The sequence below is a fragment of the Pseudomonas sp. HB05 genome, from assembly GCF_016756915.1.
Lineage (GTDB): Bacteria > Pseudomonadota > Gammaproteobacteria > Pseudomonadales > Pseudomonadaceae > Aquipseudomonas > Aquipseudomonas alvandae.
On record NZ_JAESPG010000015.1, the window covers coordinates 79,567 to 101,766 of the forward strand.

The 22,200-nt window shown below is 54.8% G+C and carries 20 protein-coding genes, 1 tRNA gene and 1 pseudogene; 5 read left to right on the top strand and 17 right to left on the bottom strand.

The annotated features are described in order from the left end of the window. Window positions 1-77: 77 nt before the first annotated feature. Both JMN22_RS14735 and JMN22_RS14740 read right to left on the bottom strand, forming a co-directional pair. Window positions 78-1,685 carry a methyl-accepting chemotaxis protein gene (locus JMN22_RS14735; RefSeq protein ID WP_198797070.1) on the bottom strand — a complete coding sequence of 536 codons (1,608 nt, stop codon included), beginning with the start codon at window positions 1,683-1,685 and terminating at the stop codon, window positions 78-80. 171 nt (window positions 1,686-1,856) lie between these two features. Further along, window positions 1,857-2,813, bottom strand: coding sequence for a LysR family transcriptional regulator (locus tag JMN22_RS14740; protein WP_198797096.1), 957 nt, complete (start codon window positions 2,811-2,813; stop codon window positions 1,857-1,859). A gap of 97 nt (window positions 2,814-2,910) precedes the next feature. Between JMN22_RS14740 and JMN22_RS14745 the strand changes: the two genes are divergently transcribed. Continuing rightward, window positions 2,911-3,657, top strand: a complete 747-nt coding sequence (locus tag JMN22_RS14745) for an SDR family oxidoreductase (RefSeq protein WP_198797071.1) — start codon at window positions 2,911-2,913, stop codon at window positions 3,655-3,657. A gap of 180 nt (window positions 3,658-3,837) precedes the next feature. On the opposite strand, the gene JMN22_RS14750 is transcribed toward JMN22_RS14745, so the two are convergent. Both JMN22_RS14750 and JMN22_RS14755 read right to left on the bottom strand, forming a co-directional pair. Beyond that, on the bottom strand, window positions 3,838-4,893 hold the full coding sequence (locus JMN22_RS14750) for a hypothetical protein (RefSeq protein WP_198797072.1): 1,056 nt from the start codon (window positions 4,891-4,893) through the stop codon (window positions 3,838-3,840). Continuing rightward, window positions 4,890-5,240 carry a hypothetical protein gene (locus JMN22_RS14755; RefSeq protein ID WP_198797073.1) on the bottom strand — a complete coding sequence of 117 codons (351 nt, stop codon included), beginning with the start codon at window positions 5,238-5,240 and terminating at the stop codon, window positions 4,890-4,892. The genes JMN22_RS14750 and JMN22_RS14755 overlap by 4 nt, the downstream gene beginning before the upstream one ends. Window positions 5,241-5,501: 261 nt before the next feature. Between JMN22_RS14755 and JMN22_RS14760 the strand changes: the two genes are divergently transcribed. From JMN22_RS14760 to JMN22_RS14775, 4 genes are all read left to right on the top strand, one after another. Continuing rightward, entirely contained in the window at window positions 5,502-6,143 is a 642-nt protein-coding gene (locus JMN22_RS14760) for a BRCT domain-containing protein (protein WP_198797074.1), read from the top strand. Between the two features lie 600 nt (window positions 6,144-6,743). Beyond that, a complete protein-coding gene (locus tag JMN22_RS14765) occupies window positions 6,744-7,115 on the top strand; it encodes a helix-turn-helix domain-containing protein (RefSeq protein ID WP_052026225.1) in 372 nt (123 codons plus the stop codon). Then, the gene (locus tag JMN22_RS14770; protein ID WP_139646345.1) at window positions 7,115-7,672 is read left to right on the top strand and encodes an ImmA/IrrE family metallo-endopeptidase; all 558 of its coding nucleotides are present in this window, start codon (window positions 7,115-7,117) and stop codon (window positions 7,670-7,672) included. The genes JMN22_RS14765 and JMN22_RS14770 overlap by 1 nt, the downstream gene beginning before the upstream one ends. Window positions 7,673-8,149: 477 nt before the next feature. Beyond that, complete coding sequence (locus tag JMN22_RS14775) at window positions 8,150-8,734, top strand: hypothetical protein (RefSeq protein WP_198797075.1); 585 nt, start codon at window positions 8,150-8,152, stop codon at window positions 8,732-8,734. Between the two features lie 101 nt (window positions 8,735-8,835). Here JMN22_RS14775 and JMN22_RS26855 read toward each other — a convergent pair whose 3' ends face one another. The 13 genes and pseudogenes from JMN22_RS26855 to JMN22_RS14840 all read right to left on the bottom strand — a co-directional run bounded on the left by JMN22_RS26855 (window position 8,836) and on the right by JMN22_RS14840 (window position 21,873). Next, window positions 8,836-9,414 (bottom strand): AAA family ATPase, encoded by a 579-nt coding sequence (locus tag JMN22_RS26855; RefSeq protein ID WP_198797076.1) that lies wholly within the window; start codon window positions 9,412-9,414, stop codon window positions 8,836-8,838. A gap of 11 nt (window positions 9,415-9,425) precedes the next feature. Next, window positions 9,426-10,079, bottom strand: coding sequence for a DUF7002 family protein (locus JMN22_RS14785; protein WP_007952580.1), 654 nt, complete (start codon window positions 10,077-10,079; stop codon window positions 9,426-9,428). A gap of 18 nt (window positions 10,080-10,097) precedes the next feature. After that, a complete protein-coding gene (locus JMN22_RS14790) occupies window positions 10,098-11,480 on the bottom strand; it encodes an adenylosuccinate synthetase (protein WP_198797077.1) in 1,383 nt (460 codons plus the stop codon). A 258-nt stretch (window positions 11,481-11,738) separates the two neighbouring features. Continuing rightward, complete coding sequence (locus JMN22_RS14795) at window positions 11,739-13,046, bottom strand: ImmA/IrrE family metallo-endopeptidase (protein WP_139646352.1); 1,308 nt, start codon at window positions 13,044-13,046, stop codon at window positions 11,739-11,741. A gap of 452 nt (window positions 13,047-13,498) precedes the next feature. Next, the gene (locus JMN22_RS14800; protein WP_045121690.1) at window positions 13,499-13,771 is read right to left on the bottom strand and encodes a hypothetical protein; all 273 of its coding nucleotides are present in this window, start codon (window positions 13,769-13,771) and stop codon (window positions 13,499-13,501) included. Continuing rightward, window positions 13,768-14,756: pseudogene (locus tag JMN22_RS14805) on the bottom strand (integrase domain-containing protein). The gene JMN22_RS14800 and the pseudogene JMN22_RS14805 overlap by 4 nt, the downstream one beginning before the upstream one ends. 911 nt (window positions 14,757-15,667) lie before the next feature. After that, window positions 15,668-16,990 (bottom strand): tyrosine-type recombinase/integrase, encoded by a 1,323-nt coding sequence (locus JMN22_RS14810; RefSeq protein ID WP_198797078.1) that lies wholly within the window; start codon window positions 16,988-16,990, stop codon window positions 15,668-15,670. A 172-nt stretch (window positions 16,991-17,162) separates the two neighbouring features. After that, a tRNA-Thr gene (locus tag JMN22_RS14815) sits at window positions 17,163-17,238 on the bottom strand. Window positions 17,239-17,659: 421 nt separating this feature from the next. Further along, window positions 17,660-18,889, bottom strand: a complete 1,230-nt coding sequence (locus tag JMN22_RS14820; RefSeq protein ID WP_198797079.1) for a methyltransferase — start codon at window positions 18,887-18,889, stop codon at window positions 17,660-17,662. After that, a complete protein-coding gene (locus tag JMN22_RS14825; protein WP_198797080.1) occupies window positions 18,870-19,559 on the bottom strand; it encodes an ABC transporter permease in 690 nt (229 codons plus the stop codon). The genes JMN22_RS14820 and JMN22_RS14825 overlap by 20 nt, the downstream gene beginning before the upstream one ends. Beyond that, window positions 19,556-20,251 carry an ABC transporter permease gene (locus tag JMN22_RS14830; protein WP_198797081.1) on the bottom strand — a complete coding sequence of 232 codons (696 nt, stop codon included), beginning with the start codon at window positions 20,249-20,251 and terminating at the stop codon, window positions 19,556-19,558. Before JMN22_RS14830 ends, JMN22_RS14825 begins: the two co-directional genes overlap by 4 nt. 79 nt (window positions 20,252-20,330) lie before the next feature. Next, complete coding sequence (locus JMN22_RS14835; protein WP_030141496.1) at window positions 20,331-21,086, bottom strand: ABC transporter substrate-binding protein; 756 nt, start codon at window positions 21,084-21,086, stop codon at window positions 20,331-20,333. A gap of 13 nt (window positions 21,087-21,099) precedes the next feature. Next, window positions 21,100-21,873, bottom strand: coding sequence for an ABC transporter ATP-binding protein (locus JMN22_RS14840; protein WP_198797082.1), 774 nt, complete (start codon window positions 21,871-21,873; stop codon window positions 21,100-21,102). Window positions 21,874-22,200 lie beyond the last annotated feature (327 nt).

Sequence of the window (22,200 nt, forward strand, 5' to 3'; positions counted from 1 at the left end):
GACGCCGTTTCCCAAGGACGGAATAACCCGTGGCGAGGGAGCTTGCTCCCGCTGGGCTGCGTAGCAGCCCCGATTGATCAAATCTTGAACTGCTGCACCGAAGCCTGCATCGAACCCGCCGCGTCGTTCAACTGATCCGCCGTTTGCGTCAGGTTATGAATCGAACGGGTGTTCTCCCTGGACTGCTCGGCAATCGACTCCACCCGCTGGGCCATCTCGTCACTGGCCTTGGATTGCTCGGCAATGGTCTGGGAAATTTCTTCCACCACCTCGGCCGCATGCCGGGCGCCGGTGCGGATTTCGCTGATGGACACCCCGGCCTGCTGGGCCAGGTTGACGCCTTCATCTACGCGGCTGACGCATGCCTGCATGTTCGCCACCGCATCCCGGGCGCTGGACTGGATGCGCTCGATCATCGCAGTGATTTCCTGGGTGGACTGCGTCGTGCGCGCTGCCAGGTTGCGCACTTCGTCGGCCACTACCGCAAAACCACGGCCCGCCTCACCGGCGCGGGCGGCCTCGATGGCAGCGTTGAGCGCCAGCAAATTGGTTTGCTCGGCGATGCTCTTGATCACCTGGATGATGGAATGAATGTCCTCGGATGACGCGTCCAACGCCGTGATCTTGCTGGACGATTGGTTAACCACCTCGGCGATCCGATTCATGCCTTCCACCACCCCGAGAATCACCTGGCCGCCGCTGCTCGCCAATTGTTCGGATTGCGCCGAAATCGTCCGGGCACTGTCGGCGTGCTGATGGATCTGGCTGATGTTCGCCATCATTTGCTCCATGCTCGCCGCCATGCTGGTGGCGCTCTGCGCCTGCTGGTCGGCGCTGGACACAATCTGCCGCGCCGTATCACCCAGATTCCGCGACGTGCCGTGCAACTCGTCGCTCTGACCGCGAATGGTGGCGATCATCTGCCGCAGATTGGTCTGCATCTGCTCGATCACGCCTTGCAACTGACCCAGCTCATCCTTGCTTTGAGCCCCCATCGAGCGCTGTAGATCGCCTTGGGAAATCGCCTGGGTATTAACGATGATTTTGTTCAGTGGCGTGAGCACCGCCTTGAGCAGGCTCCATGACAACAACGCCAGGGCGACACAGGTCGCCAGTAATGTCACGATCAGCCAGCGCTCCGAGGTCTGAATGCTGCTGTCCTGATGTTCGCGCGATGATAGCGCCTGGTTTTCGATCAGCTCGCTGACCGCCTCGTTGCGTTCTTCCAGTGCTGAAAACGCGCCATCGAACTCCGCCCGCAGTGCATGGGCATCCTGGGCGCCGCCCAGCGCCTGGTCGATGATCTGCTTGGCTTTACCGATGTAGGTCTCGACTTGCGGTTTGAGTTCGCCAATCGCCTTGGCGACATCCCCTGGCAACTTCGCCTCGGCATTCTCGGCGATGACCTTGCGCATCCGTTGCGTATGCTCATCGAACCCGTCCAACACTTCCTTCGCCCCCTGCGCATCCCCCGGCTTCACCAGCAGGGCGGCCAGCACATCGGCACGAATAGCGTCGTGCATCATGTCCGCCTCCATGTGCTTGCGCATGGCCGAGATACTGGTCTCGTTCTGCACCAGGGCCTCGGTCATGGAGTGATAGCCCCACAAGCCGATCCCGCCAAGCAGCAGCGCAAAAGAAAGACTGACCAACCCCGAGCCTATGACCTTGGTGCGGATCTTCATCGCTAACTGCTCCTGGAGCGAGATGTCTGGGCAAGTGTAGTCGAGCGCCAGCAGAGCCTTGGGACGGCTCATACCTGAAGCTATCGGCGAGGGAAATGATTAGATGAGGCTGTGGCGAGGGAGCTTGCTCCCGCTGGGCTGCGAAGCAGTCCTTTTCCGCAAGCAAACATTCTAGAGTGGATTCAAAGAGCCCTTCGCGACGATCTCGTCCCACGCGGTAGGGGTGGGAAACAGCTCGTTCAGGAAACTCACGAACGCCTTGACGTTCGGGCTTCCCCGGCGACTTTCCGGCCACAACGCCGTAATGGAGGAGCGATCAATGGCAAATTGTGGAAACAACGGCGTCAGTTCACCCCGGGCAACATAGGGCGCCGCGACATAGGTCGGTGAAATGCCGATGCCACCGCCAGCGGCGAGCACCGCAGCCACCGCATCGCTGGCGTCGATGACGATGGAGGCGTCGGGCGCGATCTCCACCGTGCGATCCCCCACGCTGAACGGCCAGCGCAGCGCTTGGCCCGAGCTCTGGTAGCGAAAATTCACGCAATCATGGTTGGCCAGGTCGCTCAGTTCCAGCGGCGTGCCGCGTTTGGCCAGATAGGCTGGCGAAGCAAAAGCGCAAATTCGATGGGGACCCAGCGTGCGAGAGATAAGACGGGAATCGGCCAAGTTGCCCACGCGCACGGCCACGTCGATGCCTTGCTCGACGATGTCGGCAAACTGATCGCCCAAGCGCAGGTCGATGGCGAGCTTGGGGTAGCGCTCGCGAAACCTGGGGATCGCCGGCGCCAAAATGTTCAGCCCGATAGGCGGTGGCGCTGTCACTTTCAAGGTGCCGGAGGGTTCAGCGCGCGAGGCCACGGCGGCCTGCTCGATGTCTTCCACCTCCCGCAGAATCCGCAGCGCCCGTTCGTACAGGTCCCGGCCCTCGACGGTGAGAGTCAACGAGCGGGTGGTGCGGCTGAACAGACTTAACCCGAAATGCTGCTCCAGCCGTTGCACGCTTTTGCTGATGGCCGACGGCGACACCGACAGATCGCGAGCCGCAGCGGTATAGCTGCCCAAAGAGGCGGCGCGGGCAAAGGCAATAAGACCGGTCAGGCGGTCCAAACCAATTTGTTCCTTCATGGCATTAGTAAAGCGACTTCCGACCCAATTATCAACGTTGGCTCGAGTCTTTAGTCTTTGCCCATCGACGCCATCCAGGCGTTCAAGGAGATAGACCATGAGCCATTCATTCGCCCAACCATTGCCTGCCCAACTGCAGGACCGCACCGTAGTGATATTCGGCGGCACCTCCGGCATCGGTCTTGCTGCCGCGATTCAAGCCAAGGCCGCCGGCGCATCCGTCATCGTGATCGGTTCCAACGCCGAGCGTGCCGAGCAAGCCGCCCTGGAACACGGCCTTGCCGGCTGGCGCGCCGCCGACGTCACCCAAAGCGAAGCCATCTACGCCGCCTTGGTGGATATCCCGCACGTGGACCATCTGGTTCTGTTCGCCGGCACCTTCGTGGCGGGCAAAGTGCTGGATGCAGAAATCGACTACTTGCGCCGGGCGTTCGAAGAGCGGATGTGGGCCTCTATCCATGCGATCCGCGCGCTCGGGGATCGCTTGTCCAAGGAAGGCTCCATCACTTTTATCTCAGGCTGCCTGGCCGACCGGCCCAATGCCCATGGCACCGCAGTAATTGCTGCCGCTTCGGCCGCAATGGAAGCATTGGCCCGTGGCCTGGCCTTGGAACTGGCGCCCATCCGCGTCAACACGCTGTCTCCAGGCCCGATCGATACGCCTATCTTCAGCAAAGCCTTGGGTGACGGGCGCGATGCGTACGTTCGCGCATGGGAACAGGTGCTGCCGTTGCATCGCGTGGGCACTGCCGCTGAGGCAGGCGCGGCGACGGTTTTCTTGATGACCAATACGTTTATGAACGGTGCCACGTTGAATATTGATGGTGGGGCTCGGTTGGTTTGACTGTGGACCCATGGCGCTTGCTCCCGCTGGGCGGCGATATTGGGAGACCGTTCTTTTATCGGCTCTACCACACGCACCGGTCTACAGCGGTTTCGCTTCCGAGCGAGAGCGTGCTTTCTCACCACGGAGGCAGCACGCTCAAGTTTTTGGTGTAATGGGCATTGGTGTTCGTCGCGGAGGTTATTTACAGGCTTCAATGAGTGCTTTGGCTTTGGCTTGCTCGGCAGCGTCTGTGGACGCTGCAAGCTTGGCTACCGCGTTGGAGATTGCGGTGACGCAGCCGCGTGAGGAGTTGAAATCACGCGACACATTCTGCGCCGCCATGCCCGTGGCGAAGACTTTGCCCACGCCGACTGACTCCCGGAATACCGACTTCGTATCGATCACGGAGAACACGGATAGCGCGTCTGTACGGTCGATGGACTTGATTAATGCTTCGGAAATGGTTGCCACGACTTCTTGTTGCACTTGCATCTGTTTCTTAAACTGGGGTTTGTCTATATCCGTTGCCTTTTTGTATAACTCCGTCGTTTCATTAAGAGCGTCTGATGCTTTGACAAGCTGGATAGAAAGGGTAGATGCGATTGGAGGTTGTTGCTCAATTTTGGTGTTTTCAGGGCTGGCTATTTTTTCGGATATGGCGGTAACAACCTTTTTTTGGTTTTCCAGATTGGCAGCAGCTTTCGGCTGGTTCGCTATCTTTCTAAAGTCGATGGTGTTTTTTACTAGTAGGCCTACTTGTTCTTTGAGCTCTCTGGAAAGGTTTGGTGCTGCTGAAGGTTTTTGTTCGGATTTAATACTTTCCAAGCTTAATTGTTCGGCCAAGTTGGTAACTTTTTCTTCCTGTTGCGTTAGTTCTGCAACGGCTGCGGGATCATTTGTTTTGTCGATCTTCGCTAGGGTTTCAGATTTTTCAACTAGTAAATCTACCTCCTCTTTGAGTTTTACGGCAAGAGGGTTGGGGGTCGGGGTTTGTTGCCTGGTCGCTTCGGAATCGCCTGATAATATTTGATGCAGCACCCTACCGTCTTTGTCAACAATCTCAACAACTGGTACGTACGCCGCGTCAATGGACTTCCAACCAAAGTTGACGCTGAGTTCGGTACTACCTGTGGTAGGTGTTGAAACATCAAGACCCACCGAGGATTTTGAAACAAAAAGCAAGGGCGATTCGTTTGCGCAGGCTGTCACCAGCGCTGCCGATACGATCAGTGAGGTTAGCCGTAGTGCCTTCATAGTGCTTCCTTGTAGTTGGTGCAGGCATGATTGAGGGCATCCCCCAGGATCTGTTTCGCTCGTTCGAGCTCTTGGTGGTTTCTAACTATGAGGATGAGTTCACATCCGGCAGCATTAGGAATAACAACCACTTCTTGGTCGACATAGCCGATGTTGGTGGTGCCTTGAAAGTTTGTTGCGCCCACGCCGAGCGTAGAGGTGACTATCGCGCGTGCGGGTTGATCGGTTCTGAGTAGCACGGGGCCAACGTTGATAAAGCGTTCGGTTGTGGCAGCACCAGTGACCGAGACAAACGAACAACCAGACAAGCCCAAGCTCAAGCCCAACAGGGTGAGAAGTAAGCGCATACCGAGTCCTTTTTGAGCGGGCTTTTGATCTATAGTTGCTCGGTTGAATGCTGTCAAATTAGTGGCCATCATTTGTCAGGATGAATGTCCTGCGGTGGCGCTTGGCATGCGGGTGCTGGTTGGTCGTTCGTGCTCGGTTTAAAGGCTTCAAGCCGTATTCAATGTCCCGGAAATTGCGCGCAGATTGCTAGGTTTGAACACAACATTTCTTTCAATCGGCAATGCTTCAGCCTCGTCAATACACCCTAGGGAGCCCCCGTAATGGACCTACACAACGAATTCGAAAACAGCAAATTCTTCCACCAGTCCCGTATCGATCGGCGCGCCGCCGACGCCCTGGTTGGGCTGGCCGCTGGGATTACGGCAGACGGCGTCGTGAACACCCACGAAGTGATCTTTCTAAAGCAGTGGTTGGAAAACAACCTCGCTCATCTGAACGACCCGGTGATCAATCTGCTGTATTCGCGTTTGGCGTCCATGCTTCATGACGAGGCCCTAGACCCGGATGAGTCTCTTGAGTTGCTTAACATCCTGCGCGGTTTTTCTGGCGTGGACATTTATAGATCCCAAGTCGGCGGCGCTGTTGCCTTCGCTCCGACAGACCTTCCGTTCAATTCCCCAGTCCCTGACTTGGTGTGGGGCGGCCGGACATTTGTATTCACAGGCATCATGGCCTACGGGCCGCGCAAGGATTGTCAGACTCTGGTCGAGGAGCGTGGCGGTTTGATTGGGGGCGGGGTGAGTAAGAAGGTGCATTACCTGGTGGTCGGCAGCGTGGGTAATGAGCAGTGGCGCCACAGTACCTACGGAACGAAGATCATGAAGGCAGTGGAACTGCGGGAGGCGGGTGCTTCGATTGCCATTGTGGGTGAGGATCATTGGCAGAAGATGTTGTTTGGTTGAGCTGGCCTAGGAAAGGCTGCCCGTTGTCTTGGACGAGAAGATTGTCGGTGGGTTGATGGCTTCATCGCGAGCAAGCTCGCTCCCACAGATTTTTCAGGGGGGGCGGAGGAAAATTGAGCACCCCATAAACAACAAAGCCCCCGCATTTCTGCGAGGGCTTCGTTTTGTATGGTGCGGCACCAGGAGTCGAAAAACAAAAATAATTACAATCATATCAATAAGTTATGATGATTGAGAGCTCTCGTCTACCCCTATTTCTATCCTTAAGCGCTTGGTTTTCACCTTACGTTTCCGTCTAAGCCCTCAGCGGAAGCTGCGTGGCCAGTGATCGTTTGAGAGAGATATCGCCCCAGAGCGAATACTGAACTATTAAATCCTACTACCCCCCATTCCTAAGGATCGTTCAGGAAAACCACCGCTGGGGCCTTCTTCTGCGAACAGTGGCGTGCCAAGCACCGAAGGAACCTAGGCTGGCAGAAAATCTTCCTTGTAGGTTGTTTTTCCGTTCTTTAGGGTGTAGATTCCCTACAAGTATCAAAGCAATGCTCTGTAGTCCTTCCCGCCGGGGAGGTCATGGAGACTAACAATGGAGGGGAAAACATGAACCTGACGCCTTTCGGCCAAAAAGTGCGTGAATTACGCATTCAGGCCAGAGTAAGGCTGAATGCAATGGCAGAGGCTATAGGCTACTCAGAAGCCTACCTTTCCGCCGTGGAGACCGGTAGGAAGCCAGTGAATGATGAACTACTAGAAAAAACTATTGAATATTTTTCGGCTACTAACAGTAACTTTAATAAAGATGATCTTGTAAGAGCGGCTGACGAAAGTAAATCGGCAATAAATGTGGAAAAGCTTGAGGATTTAGAGAAGGGAGTTCTGGGAGCTTTTGCCAGGAAGCTGCCTGGCGTTACAGACCAAGTACGATTAGAAATTTTGGATCGTTTGAATAAGGTACTAGAGGATGTGAGTTGATGGAGAAATCGAAGCCGCGAGGGGTTAGGGTCGCCCCTTTGAGTAGCCGTAAAATTAGGGAGGTGGCTGAGGAGTTTAGAGTTATATTCTCTTTGCCACCCGGTAACGTAGATATTATTGAACTCTATGAGTTTGGTTTGCAGTCGAAAGGATGGGACTACGATATTCAGGAGGACAACTTATTCCCTTCAGATGTCCTTGCCCTTGCTTTTCCCGATAGGCATCTGATTCGAGTGAAACAGTCAGTATGGTCTGGTGCGGTACGGGGGGATCGAATGTCTCGATTCACGTTGGCTCACGAACTAGGTCATCTAATTCTGCATAATTCTGACAGGCTTGGTTTCGCGAGACATCATCCCTCTTCTCCGCGAAGTCACAATTTTTACGAAGACTCTGAGTGGCAGGCAGATAGATTTGCTGCGGAGCTGCTTATTCCTGCAAGTGAGCTTTCGGGTATGAGACTAAATGCCTCTCAAATTGCAGTTAAATATGGAGTATCAAAAAAATCCGCAGGGATTCGAATTTACTCTTTAAGGAAAGAAGGCTACCTGGAATGAAAAAGGACCACAGAAGTTGGCGCTTCGAGTGGCCCTTATCAAATAAAAGCGATGGAATGGCTACCATCGCTCTGTTCCGCTGATTTCAAGTTCGCGTGCGAAATTTAGCAGCCTACCAGCGCCAGCGCAAGGAAACCTTGTGCCCGCTGGTCGGTAAGAGCAGTTCTCCGGCCTAACACAGCAAGGAGATCTGACCAAAATGGCGTCAGTCCGTAAGTACCGCCGCTCGCCGGCACAACGCGTCAAAACTGTTTACGTCCATCGCTATCCTCGCTTTCGCTTTGGGAGGTGGGAGGACGTCACTGATCACTATCGTAGCCCCCCAGGGCAACTCTCGTTCGACTTCTAGCAAGGTGGATTTTGGGGAGACGTTACGTCTCCCTGGCTACCTTTTCCCAAAATAATGTCCAAGCTGCTATTTCTATGGTGGCGAGGGCTTCGTGTATCACTAAGATAATAATTAATTCAAAGGATAATATGTATAAAGTTAATCTTTCAACCTTTACGAAGGTCTCAGTGGCAGTATCAACCGTTGTTGGAGGAGTATTTGCGGTTTTAGCTGTAGTTCTTCCATCAGCACCGAGTGAGCCAAGAAATCCTGGTGTCTATGGCATTTGGTCTAGCAGGTATTCCTATCCTTCCTCCAACGGTACGGTGGAGATTAATGGTACGACAGAGTACTTGAAGAATGGAAGCTATAACTTCACCGGCCAAATGAAACTTGAGGGGTTAGTGGATAAGCAAGAGTTTCGCATCCTCTACGATGTGGATGGCGCCGGCGAGTGGTCTGCGGACTCGAAGAGTATCATTATTAAACTGATGGATATAAAGTCTCATCCGAAGTTTATTGAGATTGACTCTAAGAGAATTGACCCAAAAATGATCGTTGCTATCACAGGTAAAGACTTTCCTGCTCTCAGCGACGCAATACCTAAAGGAACCTCGGATGAGTTTACTATCGTCCAACTTGAAAAGGATTCGATGGTACTTCAGGCGGATGATCCAAAAGGGCATTTGCTTGCAATTCAAATGAACAGAGAAACTCATCGTTTTCAACGATAGTGCTCTACTTCTTGTATGCTATATTAGCCCATACCAATTTTAGGTATGGGCTTCGTTCTGATGTGTGCGCTTGACTTTCGTTAAAGTGAGTATTTGAAAGTTTAGTTTATTGTATTTATTTTGAGTTTTTTGCAGATATGGTTGGCTGCTTCTAACGGAGATAGCTTTGATGTGTCTATAACTATATTGGCTAAAGTAATTAGACTGCGTGAACACTGCTCGTTTGGATGTGAAGTTACTTCGTTGTAAGGGATGTTTCTGTCACTGCTATTTTCTGATTTTTTCCGTGCGTTGTAGCGAGATTCGAGAATCTCTTCCGTAGAGGTTAGATGAACATGTAGAACGCTATCCCCGAACGCGTCGCGAAAATGCTCGACTTGCTCAGGTTTTCGGACGGCGTCAATGATCCATCGCGAATAGCTAGGATTTGAACTTATTAGCGGCAATGCGACGTTGTCTACAATCCATCGAAAGTTGCTTTCCCTGTCCAGAGAGTCACCAAGCTCTTGAAGGTTGTGTCTAGTTGGGTCAATTTTTCGTGTTGTTGCCAGGTCTTTAAGGTAAGTGCTCGATTGAATTGTGTGAAAATCAAAGTCCGAAATCAATTTTTCGCGCAACGATGTCTTTCCGACAGCGATTGGACCGCTTAAAAGAACTATTAGTTTCTTTGTGGTCGTCATGGTCACCAACCTTACAATGCAATATTTCCAAGAATGTTCTTGCCTTGAATTGACCTGACTTCGACTACAAAGTCAGCAATGTTAGGGATATGGTAATCCACAACAACTTCGACTACTTTTTTTGCTGGCGCTTCAGATCTTTTTTTTGTTGGATAGTTCGCAATTCGTTTGAACGTATCCATTCCACGCGCATGCCACATTGGGAACGTGTTACCTGAGTTCATATGGCATAACCAAACTGCGTTCTCGTACTGAGCCATCAAGGCAGCAGTATCAATAGTCAGCACGTCGTGGGTTAGCTTTCCATAGCCACGAGCATTCAACAGTTTAAAAAGCCGCGTTTCCTCAGCCCACATGAAAACCTTCGAGTTCAAAAATTTGTACCATTCAGCTGGAGTCGTTCCATCGGTCAATGCCCGTGCCAAGCGGGATGGCTCCATAGGTTTTTGATCTCGTAATACGATAAAATCTGCGGGAGCTCCGACTTTAACTTTCTCCGCGCGATGTCCCTCTTCGAGCGTTAGCCGGCTCGCTCCCTGTATGGAATAGCGATCTAAAGCCGCGGCGGTGCTCAAAAGACCGTGCTTTTTGATCGATGGCCAAGAACCTTCTTCCGCCATGTGGAAGAGTCGAGGGTAGTTATTAATAAGTGCGGCGACATCCATATTAAATCTCCGAATCGATTACCACATTCTGCGGTCGATGATATTTCTTTCGTTGAATGCAGTTGAAATCATAGACACAGGAATGCCGCTGACTTTCTCAATTTCTTCAATAAAACGTAGGGTTTGGTCCGTCAGTTGCTCGTACCGATACGCGCGGCGATTAGACACACCTAAATAGTCTGCAAAAGTCAGAGCTATGTCTGTAGGTCCATTCAGTAGTAGCGACTTCCGTAGCTGCGCCCAATCAAACTCAGCCACCTTACGAGGACGATGAGAAACCGATCCGACTTCGGCTCCAGTTAGCTCTTCAAGCTTTATTCCTGATCGTTGCGCGATTTCTGCGAAATCGATGAACTGGCTCATAAAGCCAGAGGTTTGTCCTGTAACCGAGTCGCCCACCCTTATTGGATAGGTTCGACACACCATAACGATTCGTCTTACATGACGAGGCGAAAGACCCGCTTCAGCCAAACAAGCAGCTGCAGTGGTAGCACGTGATGTTACATGGGGGTAATGTCCATGATGTAGGCTCAACGATGTTCCTTGAGTCCCCTCCAGCATGACTCTTTTTCCGCCGGATAAGCATCCTGCAAAAAACTCAACCGTGTCTCTAAGGTAATGTTTTAGCGCCGGGATATCTTTCGCCATTTTAACGCTACTACCAGGTGTTCGTCCCAGGATTTTTCTAGCCGTTGCACGGCCGATCCCCTGTGCCGTCGATCCAATAGCGTTTTTGAGGATTTTTTCTTCCCACCTAATATCATGGGCGTTAATGATCATGGCCTGAGGATCAATCAACAGTTTGTCGTAACTGATGGAGAGCTCACTGATCTCCCTAAGAAGTACATCAAGTCCGATTACGGCACCTGCGCCGATGACAAGTGTTGCATCTTTGTTGCCTAGGGCGCCGGATGGGAGCTGACGAAACGTATAAGGCTCCTCATCGAAGCGGTACACCTTGTGTCCCGCGTTAGGCCCACCTACGCGCACCAAAACGTCATATTCAGGTGCCATAAAATGAGCAATATTTCCTTTTCCCTCGCTTCCATATTGTCCCCCGACAAGCACATCAATAACGGGAGAGGTCAGTAGAGGGCGGGTCTCTATACGTGCGATCACGCGTGCATAGACGTCGTCGGCGTTGCACCGATCCGAGTCTATTAACACGTCTGCGACCCTGGCTAGATCTGCCGCATGTTTTTCAGTGGGGATATTGGCAACTTGTGCGTAAGTCAATCCCTCCTCGTTGGCAGGGCGAGAAGAGAATCGACCTGCCAACGTATTGGGGGTGGCGTCTAGATGAACATGCGTGACAATCCATCCGCTGTGCCTCAAATACTCGATTTGTGCAGCAGTGCGAACGGAGTCAACTACGATCAGGCCTAATTCCTTCTCATTCATTAGCCGTTCGTTCAATGCATCAGAAATCCAGCTGCCTTTGCTGTCTCGATCAAGTCGTACTCCCGCACTATGACAGGCTCGCCTTGTATGTTTAGTCTTCGGTAGAAATTGGTAAATCAAGTCTTTCGTCTTGATCAAAGTCGCGTTCGCGCGAGTTGTAAGTAGGCTGGCAAGTGTTGACTTACCTGCGCAAACTCGACCCGATAACACAATCGCTCTATGCTTCATCCGTCATCCCTGTCGGCCGTCTTGTTAAGGTTATACCGGCAGCCGGTAAATCGTCGTAGGAACGCCCTTATCAACAAGCTCTTCAGTGATGAGTTCTCTGACTATTTCCCAGTTAGCTCCCCCGTGGCCTGTCCCAACTCTTGGCATATGCACTGTGGCGCCCATTTCAAGGGCTTTTACGCGCACTTCAGACAAACACTTTGCAAAAGCTTCATAGCCGAGTCGCTGACCTTTCGATGCCCCGTAGCCTCGCTGTGCGACCATATGGGCGACGCTGATACCTTCTCCCATTCTGGCAACGAAGACTTGTCCAAGCTTAGGCGTTTTATCTAGTGCGCAAGTCTCACTACGAAATTGTTCCCATACGTGAGGGAATTTCTTGCGGACCTGAGAAGCGAAACCATTTCCTCCCCAGGTAGAGCTAGTGTCTGGAATCACGTGAGCTACCAATTTTGGGCCACTACCCCGCGGGACGAGGGCGTCCCCGTCTACCTCAGTAACCACGAGAGCTTCGTAGTCTGTCGGTTGTGATGGAGTCAAAAAACCGACGACACGTGGTACTACTTGTCCTGGGTAGGGAGCTAGCCCAACACATTCAACTCGATAGTTTGAGCCCAAAACTTCTTCTTGGCCTACAGAGGTAAAACCAATTGCACTCGCTTCGGCCACTGGGCCGTCGTGTGAAAAGGATTGTCCCACTGGCAGGGGGCAGTCCCATCCTGTCGCAGGGATGATGTAGTCGATGCGATAAGTTTCATGATCGTGCATGGACGCACAGAAAGCGGCACACGGGGTGCGTGCAAGTTTTATTAAGCGAATAAGACAGGCTTCAACTGATACGTCAAAAGACTTCCTGACATCCATCACCTTCTGGATGGATAACTCTTCGCCTGCTAATTCCGTAAAACTTCCTAGCGGCATCAAGAGCTCAGCAGCACCGATGTTGCATAGAACTTCGAGCTGCCAGTTGTCTTTCTGAGTAGCAGTATCTCCATTACGGTGACGAACCTCGTGATCCCAATCATCAAAAAGCGTGTGAGCGATTTCGTGAGCGATCGAAAATCGAAGTCTGCCTCGTGGTCTCATGGGGTTGTACTCGAGATGCCTTCCACCGTCCTCTGAAGCTAATAGACGGGCATCAGGTATGTCGCCTCGCGCCTCGGTTCGGATACCTAGCCATTTCGCCAGAGCTAACGGATCAAAAGGGGGGCCGCCCCACCCATCATCCATAGCGCGGAGCACCAAATTCCTGGCTTTTGTTTCCATAGCCTCAACTGGGCTAACACCCTCGGCAAAAGACAGCACCGATGCGTTGGTCCACTTAAATTTTCTGGTCATAGGAAATCGTTTCCGAAGAGAAATTGCCGGTCGTGCTGATTTCCCATTGTCCCTTGCCCTCCTGGCCAGGTGAAGTGCTCAACGTGCATTTCGCAGGTGCCATTGCAGCAACCCAAGGTACCGGTTAACTCAAGCAAACCCGCTAAGCTCAACGTCTCTAAGGCTGGTCGCCTCTCACTATGGAGGTTACACCTTGTGATTCGCCAGACGAGCGGTAACTCAACAGTAGCGAATTTTGTGTGAGCGTACCATCACCATTTCGTGGACGAAGAAATCCTGCTCGTATGGTTCGATGGACGTTATTGAGTGCATTGGGTGTAACCTCATCGATAGCTTACTGTGCAGCATATTGGCCGGGACTCATCGGGCATCTGCGCGCTCAAGAATGGATAGCCAATGACTTGAGGGGCAGCTGAGTAACGCGGCAAAACCAGCCGCGCCTCAATCTTGCTCTAAGGTAACGACCACGACTTTCCGAGCCGGTAGATCAGCCGCTTGATCGTTAGCTTGTAGTAATACCGCGTGGCTTCACTCCTGTCCCCTACGTGGTTTTCCAGAAACCATGCGAGATGCTTTTGCTGCCAGGCCCATGGATTGTCGCGTTGCCAGCGATCAGCTATTGCTGTTTGGATAGCCTTCGCCTGACGCAGGTGGCGTTGGCGTGTGGTATGAGATCCAGTTAGGACGCTCGCCAGGAACAGCTCTATATCGAATGCCTTACTCATGCTCGACCCCCGATGTAAGCTGAAACTACGTCGGTACGTCGGTACGACGGTGCCCCAGCTCATAGCTGATTTGCACCCGGGCCTCCTGATCGAGGTGTCGGTCGAGTTGGTAGTAACGGCCACCGTTGATGGGCGCAGGATGCTGGATGATTTGCTCATAGCGTTCGCACGCATAGGCTGCCCGCAACTCGTGGAAGCCTTCGAGGTTGTGCTTATGGAGGATGTCCCGTGCGGGTCGGACGATTCCCTGCAAGAAATCGAGGTAGCGTTCGTTCGGTGCAAGCAGGTTGCGACTACCGTCGGGCGAGACCTGTTCGGCAAACCTCAATGCGTCACGAATATGATCATCTACCGTAATCCAACGAGGTGCTGAAGCGCCTGAACGACCACCTTTGGTACCGTCCTGGATGTTGATCTTGCCGAATTGCTCTGCTTCACGTTTTAGACGGGGAAGGTCGGCCAAAATCGTCTCGCGTAAGCGCATACCGGTGGCTCGGGCCAACAATGCGATAGCGGCTGCGCGCGACTGCTGATGTCCATAGAGCGCCTCTACGACCCGCTTCACATGTTCGCGGTCTTGGCCTTGCGGCGGCACGATCCGGATACTGGTGCGCCGCATTCCCAGCGCCTTGCTCGGGCTCGGCACTTTCATATATTGATCACCGCGAAGCGCGGCCATGGTTCGGTTCACGCTGGACAGCCGGTTTTGCGCGGTGGCAATGGCGAGTTCACCTTGGTCAACTTGTTGGCGCAGATGTCCGGCGTAGTCCAATAAGATCTGCCGATTTATCTGCCGCGCATCGTTAAACCCCGGCCCATCGTCCGACCGGCACCACCGCACAAACGCCTGCCAGCGATCACCGTGCGCCTTCACCGTGCCGTAATGCCCGCCGCCAAACAGATCACGTAGCGCCTGCGGCCCGGCATAACTCATTTGTCGGCCATAGCCAAAATTTCGTCCATCCCGTCTACCTACCAATGCCATGATCAAACTCCTCTCGAACCCAAAACCTTTGAAACTTTCCCCACGTCATCCCGCCAAGAATGTTGAGTGTTATCAGGGATCAAGGCCCCTGCGACCTGTGAGGGTTGTCCACTAACGCGGGACTGACGGCTCTTTACGACCGGGAGCTTGGGCATCTCATGATCTGGCCTCCTGAACACTTCCGCAGAAGTGGGCGGGTGGAGGCTACGCTGGCTGACGAGACCGGCGCCGCGAGATCCTGAGTCAGGTGAAGGCAGTGATGCGATGACCGGGGCATGCCTGACTGTCAGTCAGGTGCAGTCCATTCCGTGGGCTGCGGCACCATCATCTGCATCGCTGTTGCTGGTGACTTCGGTGTTTGTCACGCCGATTGTCGCGAGGGGAAATGCCGCAAAGCCTTGTACGAGTTGGGCTGCAGCAGCGGTAGGAGCGCCCGTCTCTTTCCGGAAGAAAGAGACGGGCGCAGGTTGGCGCAAGGAAATGGCCAAGCGGATAGGTTGCTGCAGGGCAGCTATGAAAGGGGATGAGTTGCCGCAGTGGGCACACTGGTAAAAGTAGGCATCCATCACATCGCTGTGACCGTGCGAGCCGCCGGACGCTAATCGCACTTTGGGAGAACCACCACGGTGTGGCGTAGCCTTAAAGGTTCTGGCTACCTGGGTTGCTGTCAACGACAGCGCTTTGCCCGATCTTTTCTACGCCTGTGGATAATTCGGGTCAAGGCTCGAATTTTCGGGCGTTCTGCGGCTGTGGATGAAATTATCCACCGGTGGAAGTCAGTGGTTTTCCACAGATAGTTGCGTGGGCTTTAGATTTTTTAAGTGAGGTCCATCCAAACAGGGCGGCTTTGCAGCCCTGTTTGGATGGACCCGCGTGGACAAGCGGACCACTGATATATGTAGACCGAGCACTTACTCAGTTGCGCCACGTTTTGCTTTTAGGCGAGTGACGTTCGCTCCGGTCTGGTTTGCGAATTCGTGTGGAGTCACATGCTCCTGCCGGTTGGCCTCCAGGTACCGGCTCCACCAGTTCATAATCAGCCTGCGCTCCTCGATGAACTCTGCCTTGTGGATGTAAGCGGCGCGGACGTTGTTGCGTTCCTTGTGGCTCATTTGCCTTTCAATGGCGGTCTCGGACCACAGTCCTGACTCGATCAGTGCGCTACAGGCCATCGAACGAAACCCATGCCCGCAGATATCGATTTTGGTGTCGTATCCCATCGTCCGTAGCGCGTTGTTCACGGTATTTTCGGACATGGGTTTCCAGGGTTTGGCATCACCTGCGAAGACCAATGCGAATTTACCCGTGAGTGCATGGATTTTTTCGAGTAGTGCCACTGCTTGCGGCGATAAGGGTACTAAATGGATATCCCCTGCCATCTTCGTACCCCTTGTGGAAAAGGGTACTCCCTCCAACGCGGGTCGAGTGTCGGGTATCTCCCATGTACCGCGCTTGAGGTCGAACTCGCTCCAGCGTGCGAAACGCAGTTCGCTGGAACGTACAAACACATGCAGCGACAGCATCACCGTCAGACGGGTAAGTGCCCGGCCTTTATAGGTGTCGATCCGCTCCTGCAGTTCCGGCAGTCGCGATAAGGGTAGAGCCGGGCGATGGACCACACGCGGGGCCTTGATCGAGCCTTCGAGGTCGTAAGCAGGGTTTATGGTGATAAGCCGGAGGCGTTTTGCCTCGCGCATGATGCTCTGCAGGTAATTTTGTACCCTTAAAGCAACGTCTATCGTTCCGCGCTTCTTGATCGCTTCCAAGGGCTGCATGAGGTCATGGGTGTCGAGGTCGACAATGGCGCGGGCGCCGATCAGCGGGAATACGTGGGTTTTGAGGCGGCTCATCACAGTCTTGGAGTGGCCCGGCGCCCACTTGGCCGACATTTCCGTGTGCCAGTCCAGCGCAACGCTTTCAAAGGTTCTGCCTTTGATCACGGCTTCCGCCTTGGCTTGGTGCTTGGTCTCTATGGGATCAATGCCATCCGACAGCATTCGCTTGACCTCCAAGCGCTTGCGGCGCGCATCGGCGAGGCCAATGACGGGGTAGTTGCCGAACGAGGTCAGTCCTTCCCGTCCGTCGGGTTTGACGTAACGGAGCCGCCAGCCTTTGCGGCCATTGGGTTGGACTAGGAGGTAGAGGCCATCGCCGTCGAAAAGCTTGTAGGCGCGGTCTGTAGGTTTTGCCAGGCGGCAAGCTGCGTCGGAGAGCGGAGCTGTGGTGCGCGACATAAGGGTACTCCCTTTTATCGAAGTGACCTGTATCCCAAACTCTACCCTTAAAACGGTTGGAATCCACCAGTTTCTGACGGAAACCGATGGAACGCCAAAACGAAAAAACCCGCCAGAAGGCGGGTTTTTCGGGGGTTCCAGAGATTTTGAAAGCCTTCTCTGGAACCTTGTATGGTGCCGGCACCAGGAGTCGAACCCGGGACCTACTGATTACAAGTCAGTTGCTCTACCAACTGAGCTATACCGGCGTGTGGGCGACGATTATAGCGATTGGGAAGTTTCTGTAAACCCCTGAATTCTGACTATTTTTAGACGAGCTGCAGTTCTGGTGGATGTGGCGCCGCTGGGCGGGGCGCGAGGGGCTTGGTAGCGTGCGGTTGCCTGACTTGAATCGAGGCAAGCCAAAGCACTTGATGCCCGCGCGCAAAAGGCGCCAGACCCAACCTTTATGCTGGTTTGCTCAGCCGCTTATGCACAATCGAAAGGACGCTGCGAGGGTTATCTTTCTGTTTTGTGACCGCTTTCCCGTTTGCTTGCAAGCTGCTGTTTTCATGGTTTTTTATCCATGCGAACAAAAAATGACCAGCTAAGATTCGATCCAGAAATCGCGGTTTTCTTGGATCCAGGTTTAATTCATCAACAGAGTTATCCACAGGCTGTTTCGCCTCATTAACGCTCTGCCAGTAACAGCAGATTGCGCGGTGTCAGAGGTGTTTCGCAGAAGGTGCCAAGGCGGACGTCGTAGTCGTTCTGATTGAGGAGAAGCGCCCGGTCCAATACCAGCCAAAGCTCCAGCGGCCGACGGAAAAGGCCTCGCACCAATTCCAGGTTACGCACCTCGGCCAAACGCTGATGGCCGGCTGCTTCCAGAGTGGTCCAATCAGGCGTGCCGACTGTGGATAAGTCTTTCAGGGCCGCCAGGTCGGTGCAGTATTGGGCGAAGGATTTTTCCAGCCAGGCGCTGGGCAAGGAGGGGGTGGGCAGGTAGTCGTCGTGCCCTCTGATTTGTCGTTGCAGCAGGTCGAAGCCCAGGCGCCAGGCCATGGATTGGTCCCGCTGTTTTCTTACACGGGCGCCAGCGGTGACGGTTTCGGTCAGCGGTAGGCTGAGATCATCGAGCGACAGGTGTAGGGCAGAGCCTTTGGCGGCGTCGGACAGAGGCTGATATTCCGAGGTGCTGATGCGGTTGTAGCAGCACGGAGCGATAGCCAGTTGTGCACAGCCCGCGCGACTAGCCAGGTGCATCAAGCGTACATGCAGGTCGCCGCAAGCATGCAGGGCGACAGGTGTGTGTTCGCAGTGGAGCGCCTGGTCTGCGTCTGCCGCCAACACGTCCTGTTGCAAGTGTGTGGCGGGCAGGTGGTGGCGTTGGCTCAGTCGTTGGCCGCTGGCGACCAAGGCTGGGTCGTATTCCAGGCAGGTCAGTTGCTGCTCGCCGCGCAGTAGACGTCGACCGAGGTGGCCTTTGCCGGCGCACCAATCGAGCCAATGGGTCGGTTGGGTGGTGAAGTGCAGGCAGCTGGCGAACGCTTCGATCTGCTGCCATTTGCGCCCGGGTACATCGACATTGAGGCGATGGCTTGGCGCTTCCAATACACGGGCTGATAATTGTGCGACCGCGCTCAGTGTGCGGGAGATAGCGGCCAACTCCGGGAATGGCGCTGGCGCGCCCTCAATCAACCCCGGTTGATGATGGTCGTTTTCCGCAGCTTCCAGCGAGCGCTGGCGTAGCCATCGGGCCAATTTCGGATGGGACGTTTCCCAAGGCAGTTGCAGATGGGTGAACGGACGCGGTTTCCACAATGCCTGATGAGCGGTGAGAAAAACGTCTAGCGCGGTGAAGCGGGCGAGCAATGCCTCGCCCGTCAGCACGTCGCCTTCAGCGTCCTTGGCAGGCATCGACGCGCAAACAGCGTTCCAGCTGCTTGAAGCCTTGCACCAATACGAAGGACATCAGCAGGTAGAACATGCCGGCCGCGAAGAAGATTTCTACCGGCAGGTAGGTCCGGGCAATGATGGTGCGGGCCATGCCGGTGAGCTCCAGCAAGGTCACCGTACTTGCCAGCGCACTGGCCTTGAGCATCAGGATCACTTCGTTGCTGTAGGCCGGGAGGCCGATGCGCGCGGCGCGGGGCAGCATGATGTAGAGCAGCGCCTTGGGCCGCGACATGCCCAGGGCTCGTGCGGCTTCGATTTCGCCACGGGGGATGGCCTGGATCGCGCCGCGCAGGATTTCGGCGATGTAGGCGGCGGTGTGCAGGGTCATGGTGGCCGTGGTGCACCAGAACGGATCCCGCAGGTACGGCCACAATGCGCTGCTGCGCACGGCATCGAACTGTGCCAGCCCGTAATAGACCAGGAACAACTGGACCAACAGCGGCGTGCCACGGAAAAAGAATATGTAGGCGTAGGGCAATGCCCGCACGTACCACAGGCGCGATGAACGGGCGATGCCCAATGGGATCGCCAGCAGCAAGCCAGCGATCACGGCGATGGCCACCAGCTCCAGGGTCAGCGTGGCGCCCTGGGCCAGTTTCGGCAGCCATTTGATGATGACTTCCCAGTTCATTGGTTGCTCCTGGCAAAGCCGCGGGCGGCGCGTTGTTCCAGCAGGTGCATGCCGATCATGGCGATCACCGTCAGGCCCAGGTACATAAGCGCGGCGACCATATAAAAAGTGAACGGTTGCTTGGAAATGGTCACGCCGATTTGCGCGTGACGCATGATTTCTTCCAGGCCGATCACCGAGACCAACGCGGTGTCCTTCATGAGGATCATGAACAGGTTGCCCAGGCCGGGCAGGGCGATGCGCCACATCTGCGGCAGGATCAACCGGGTAAAGATCCGCCATTTCGACAGGCCCAACGCCACGCCGGCTTCACGGTGCCCCTTGGGTATCGCCAGGATCGCACCGCGAAACACCTCAGTCGCGTAGGCGCCAAAGCACAGGCCGAGGGCGATGACGCCGGCGGCGAAGGCGCTGAGGGCAAGGTCGGGGTTGCCGAAATATTCACCCAGGGCACGCATCAGGTTGACGGTGCCGAAGTAGATCAGCAGCACCCAGAGCAATTCCGGAATGCCGCGAACCAGCGTCGAATAGGTGCCGCCGAGCCATTGCAGCGGCTTGTACGGGGAAGTCTTGGCCAAGGCGCCGAGCAGGCCGAGCACGAGCCCCAGGCAAAGGGCCGACAGGGCCAACTTGACCGTCATCAGCGCGCCGGCGGCAAGCGCCGGGCCGAATCCGTAGAGGTCGATCATCATGGGTATTTGTTCATATCGCGGCAGGCTTGGCTAAGGACCGGCGCCGCGCAGGAGCGGGCACCGGCCAGGCACGTCAGTATCAATAGATGCTGAACGGGAAGTACTTGTCGTTGATCTTTTTATAGGTGCCGTCGGCAACGATTTCCTTGAGCGCTGCGTTCAGCTTGTTGCGCAGTTCATTGTCACCCTTGCGCACGGCGATGGCGATCTTGTCGCCCTCCACCACCGGGTCACCCTTGAACTCGTAGGCACGACCCGCGTCGGTTTTCAGCCAGTCGTAGTTCACGTATTTGTCCGCCAGGATGGCGTCGAGGCGGCCGGACGTCAGGTCCAGGTAGGCGTTTTCCTGGGTGTCATAGAGCTTGACGGTGATATCGCTGCCCAGCTCATCTTCCAGCCAGGTGCCGGCGAGGGTCGAGCGCTGTGCACCGATGATCTTGCCTTTGAGGGACTCTTTATCGGTTTTGAATTCGACGTTTTTCGGTGCGATGAATTGCAGCTTGTTGGAGTAGTACGGGTCGGTGAAGTCCACGGCTTGCTTGCGTTCATCGTTGACCGACAGCGAAGAAATCAGGAAATCGAATTTCTTGGCCATCAAGGCCGGAATGATGCCGTCCCAGTCGGACGTGACCACTTCGCACTCGACTTTCATCTTGGCGCACAGCGCGTCACCAATGTCTTTGTCGAAGCCCACGACCTGGCCGCTGGCGTCCTTGTTGTTGAACGGCGGGTAGGCCGCTTCGATGCCCATTTTCAGTTTGTCGGCCGCCATGGCGCTGGCCGAGAAGACCAGGCTGGCGGCAGCAGCCAATAAAAATTTCCTGTAGGTCTGCATAGGTACGGCTCCGTTAGCGGTTGCTGGACATGAATTGTTTGCAGCGCGCCGAAAGCGGGTTCTCGAAGACCTGCTGTGGCGATCCTTGCTCCTCGACCAGGCCCTGGTGCAGGAACACGACTTCGCTGGAAACCTGACGGGCGAAACCCATTTCGTGGGTCACCAGCAGCATCGTGCGACCCTCTTCGGCCAGGGCGCGGATCACACTAAGTACTTCCTGGACCATTTCCGGGTCAAGGGCGGAAGTCGGCTCGTCGAACAGAATCACTTTGGGCTGCATCGCCAGTGTGCGGGCGATGGCGGCGCGTTGCTGCTGGCCGCCGGACAGTTCGGCCGGGTAGGCATGGCGCTTGTCGGCGATGCCGACCTTGGCCAGCAAGGCCTCGGCGACTTCGATGGCTTCGGCCTTGCTCTGGCCGAGCACTCGGCGCGGGGCTTCGATGATGTTGTCGAGCACGCTCATGTGCGGCCAGAGATTAAAGTTTTGAAATACAAAACCAATCTCGCTGCGCATGCGATTGATCTGCTTGCCATCGGCGGCCATCAGTTCACCGTTTTTCGCAGCCTTGAGCTTGAGCTCTTCACCTGCCACGAGAATCTGGCCCTGGTTGGGATTTTCCAACAGGTTGATGCAACGCAGGAGCGTGGATTTGCCGGAGCCGGAGGAACCCAGGATCGAGATCACGTCGCCGTCGCGGGCGGTCAGCGAGACGCCTTTGAGCACCTCCAACTGTCCGTAGCGTTTATGCAGGTTGCGGATTTCAAGCGCGGGCGTGGCCTGGGCCATGTGCGGTCCTCATGATATGTGCTCCCTGGCTATTGGCAGCCTTCCTGGCGAGGCGGCCAAGCTAGCATGCGTCCGAATGACAGCCAACAGCGCTTCGGACGGTAAGCCGATGATGTGTGACAGGTTGTCGCATCGACGCAGAAGACTGTCGCGCCATCAACAACCGAACGGCTGTTTGAACCATGCACATCGGCGAAATGCCCGGGGAGTCGCGTAAAAAAAGGCGCGATGGTGCCAGCTTTGGGCGGGGGTGGGAAGGGTTAACCGGATGAGCGTCGCCTGCAAGAACGCTATTAGGTTATCCAAGAGCGCATTGGAACATCCCAT

Bases quoted from the DNA above. Each gene is read 5' to 3' on its own strand.
- JMN22_RS14735 (WP_198797070.1), bottom strand. From the start codon at position 1,685: ATGAAGATCCGCACCAAGGTCATAGGCTCGGGGTTGGTCAGTCTTTCT.
- JMN22_RS14740 (WP_198797096.1), bottom strand. From the start codon at position 2,813: ATGAAGGAACAAATTGGTTTGGACCGCCTGACCGGTCTTATTGCCTTT.
- JMN22_RS14745 (WP_198797071.1), top strand. From the start codon at position 2,911: ATGAGCCATTCATTCGCCCAACCATTGCCTGCCCAACTGCAGGACCGC.
- JMN22_RS14750 (WP_198797072.1), bottom strand. From the start codon at position 4,893: ATGAAGGCACTACGGCTAACCTCACTGATCGTATCGGCAGCGCTGGTG.
- JMN22_RS14755 (WP_198797073.1), bottom strand. From the start codon at position 5,240: ATGCGCTTACTTCTCACCCTGTTGGGCTTGAGCTTGGGCTTGTCTGGT.
- JMN22_RS14760 (WP_198797074.1), top strand. From the start codon at position 5,502: ATGGACCTACACAACGAATTCGAAAACAGCAAATTCTTCCACCAGTCC.
- JMN22_RS14765 (WP_052026225.1), top strand. From the start codon at position 6,744: ATGAACCTGACGCCTTTCGGCCAAAAAGTGCGTGAATTACGCATTCAG.
- JMN22_RS14770 (WP_139646345.1), top strand. From the start codon at position 7,115: ATGGAGAAATCGAAGCCGCGAGGGGTTAGGGTCGCCCCTTTGAGTAGC.
- JMN22_RS14775 (WP_198797075.1), top strand. From the start codon at position 8,150: ATGTATAAAGTTAATCTTTCAACCTTTACGAAGGTCTCAGTGGCAGTA.
- JMN22_RS26855 (WP_198797076.1), bottom strand. From the start codon at position 9,414: ATGACGACCACAAAGAAACTAATAGTTCTTTTAAGCGGTCCAATCGCT.
- JMN22_RS14785 (WP_007952580.1), bottom strand. From the start codon at position 10,079: ATGGATGTCGCCGCACTTATTAATAACTACCCTCGACTCTTCCACATG.
- JMN22_RS14790 (WP_198797077.1), bottom strand. From the start codon at position 11,480: ATGAATGAGAAGGAATTAGGCCTGATCGTAGTTGACTCCGTTCGCACT.
- JMN22_RS14795 (WP_139646352.1), bottom strand. From the start codon at position 13,046: ATGACCAGAAAATTTAAGTGGACCAACGCATCGGTGCTGTCTTTTGCC.
- JMN22_RS14800 (WP_045121690.1), bottom strand. From the start codon at position 13,771: ATGAGTAAGGCATTCGATATAGAGCTGTTCCTGGCGAGCGTCCTAACT.
- JMN22_RS14810 (WP_198797078.1), bottom strand. From the start codon at position 16,990: ATGTCGCGCACCACAGCTCCGCTCTCCGACGCAGCTTGCCGCCTGGCA.
- JMN22_RS14820 (WP_198797079.1), bottom strand. From the start codon at position 18,889: ATGCCTGCCAAGGACGCTGAAGGCGACGTGCTGACGGGCGAGGCATTG.
- JMN22_RS14825 (WP_198797080.1), bottom strand. From the start codon at position 19,559: ATGAACTGGGAAGTCATCATCAAATGGCTGCCGAAACTGGCCCAGGGC.
- JMN22_RS14830 (WP_198797081.1), bottom strand. From the start codon at position 20,251: ATGATGATCGACCTCTACGGATTCGGCCCGGCGCTTGCCGCCGGCGCG.
- JMN22_RS14835 (WP_030141496.1), bottom strand. From the start codon at position 21,086: ATGCAGACCTACAGGAAATTTTTATTGGCTGCTGCCGCCAGCCTGGTC.
- JMN22_RS14840 (WP_198797082.1), bottom strand. From the start codon at position 21,873: ATGGCCCAGGCCACGCCCGCGCTTGAAATCCGCAACCTGCATAAACGC.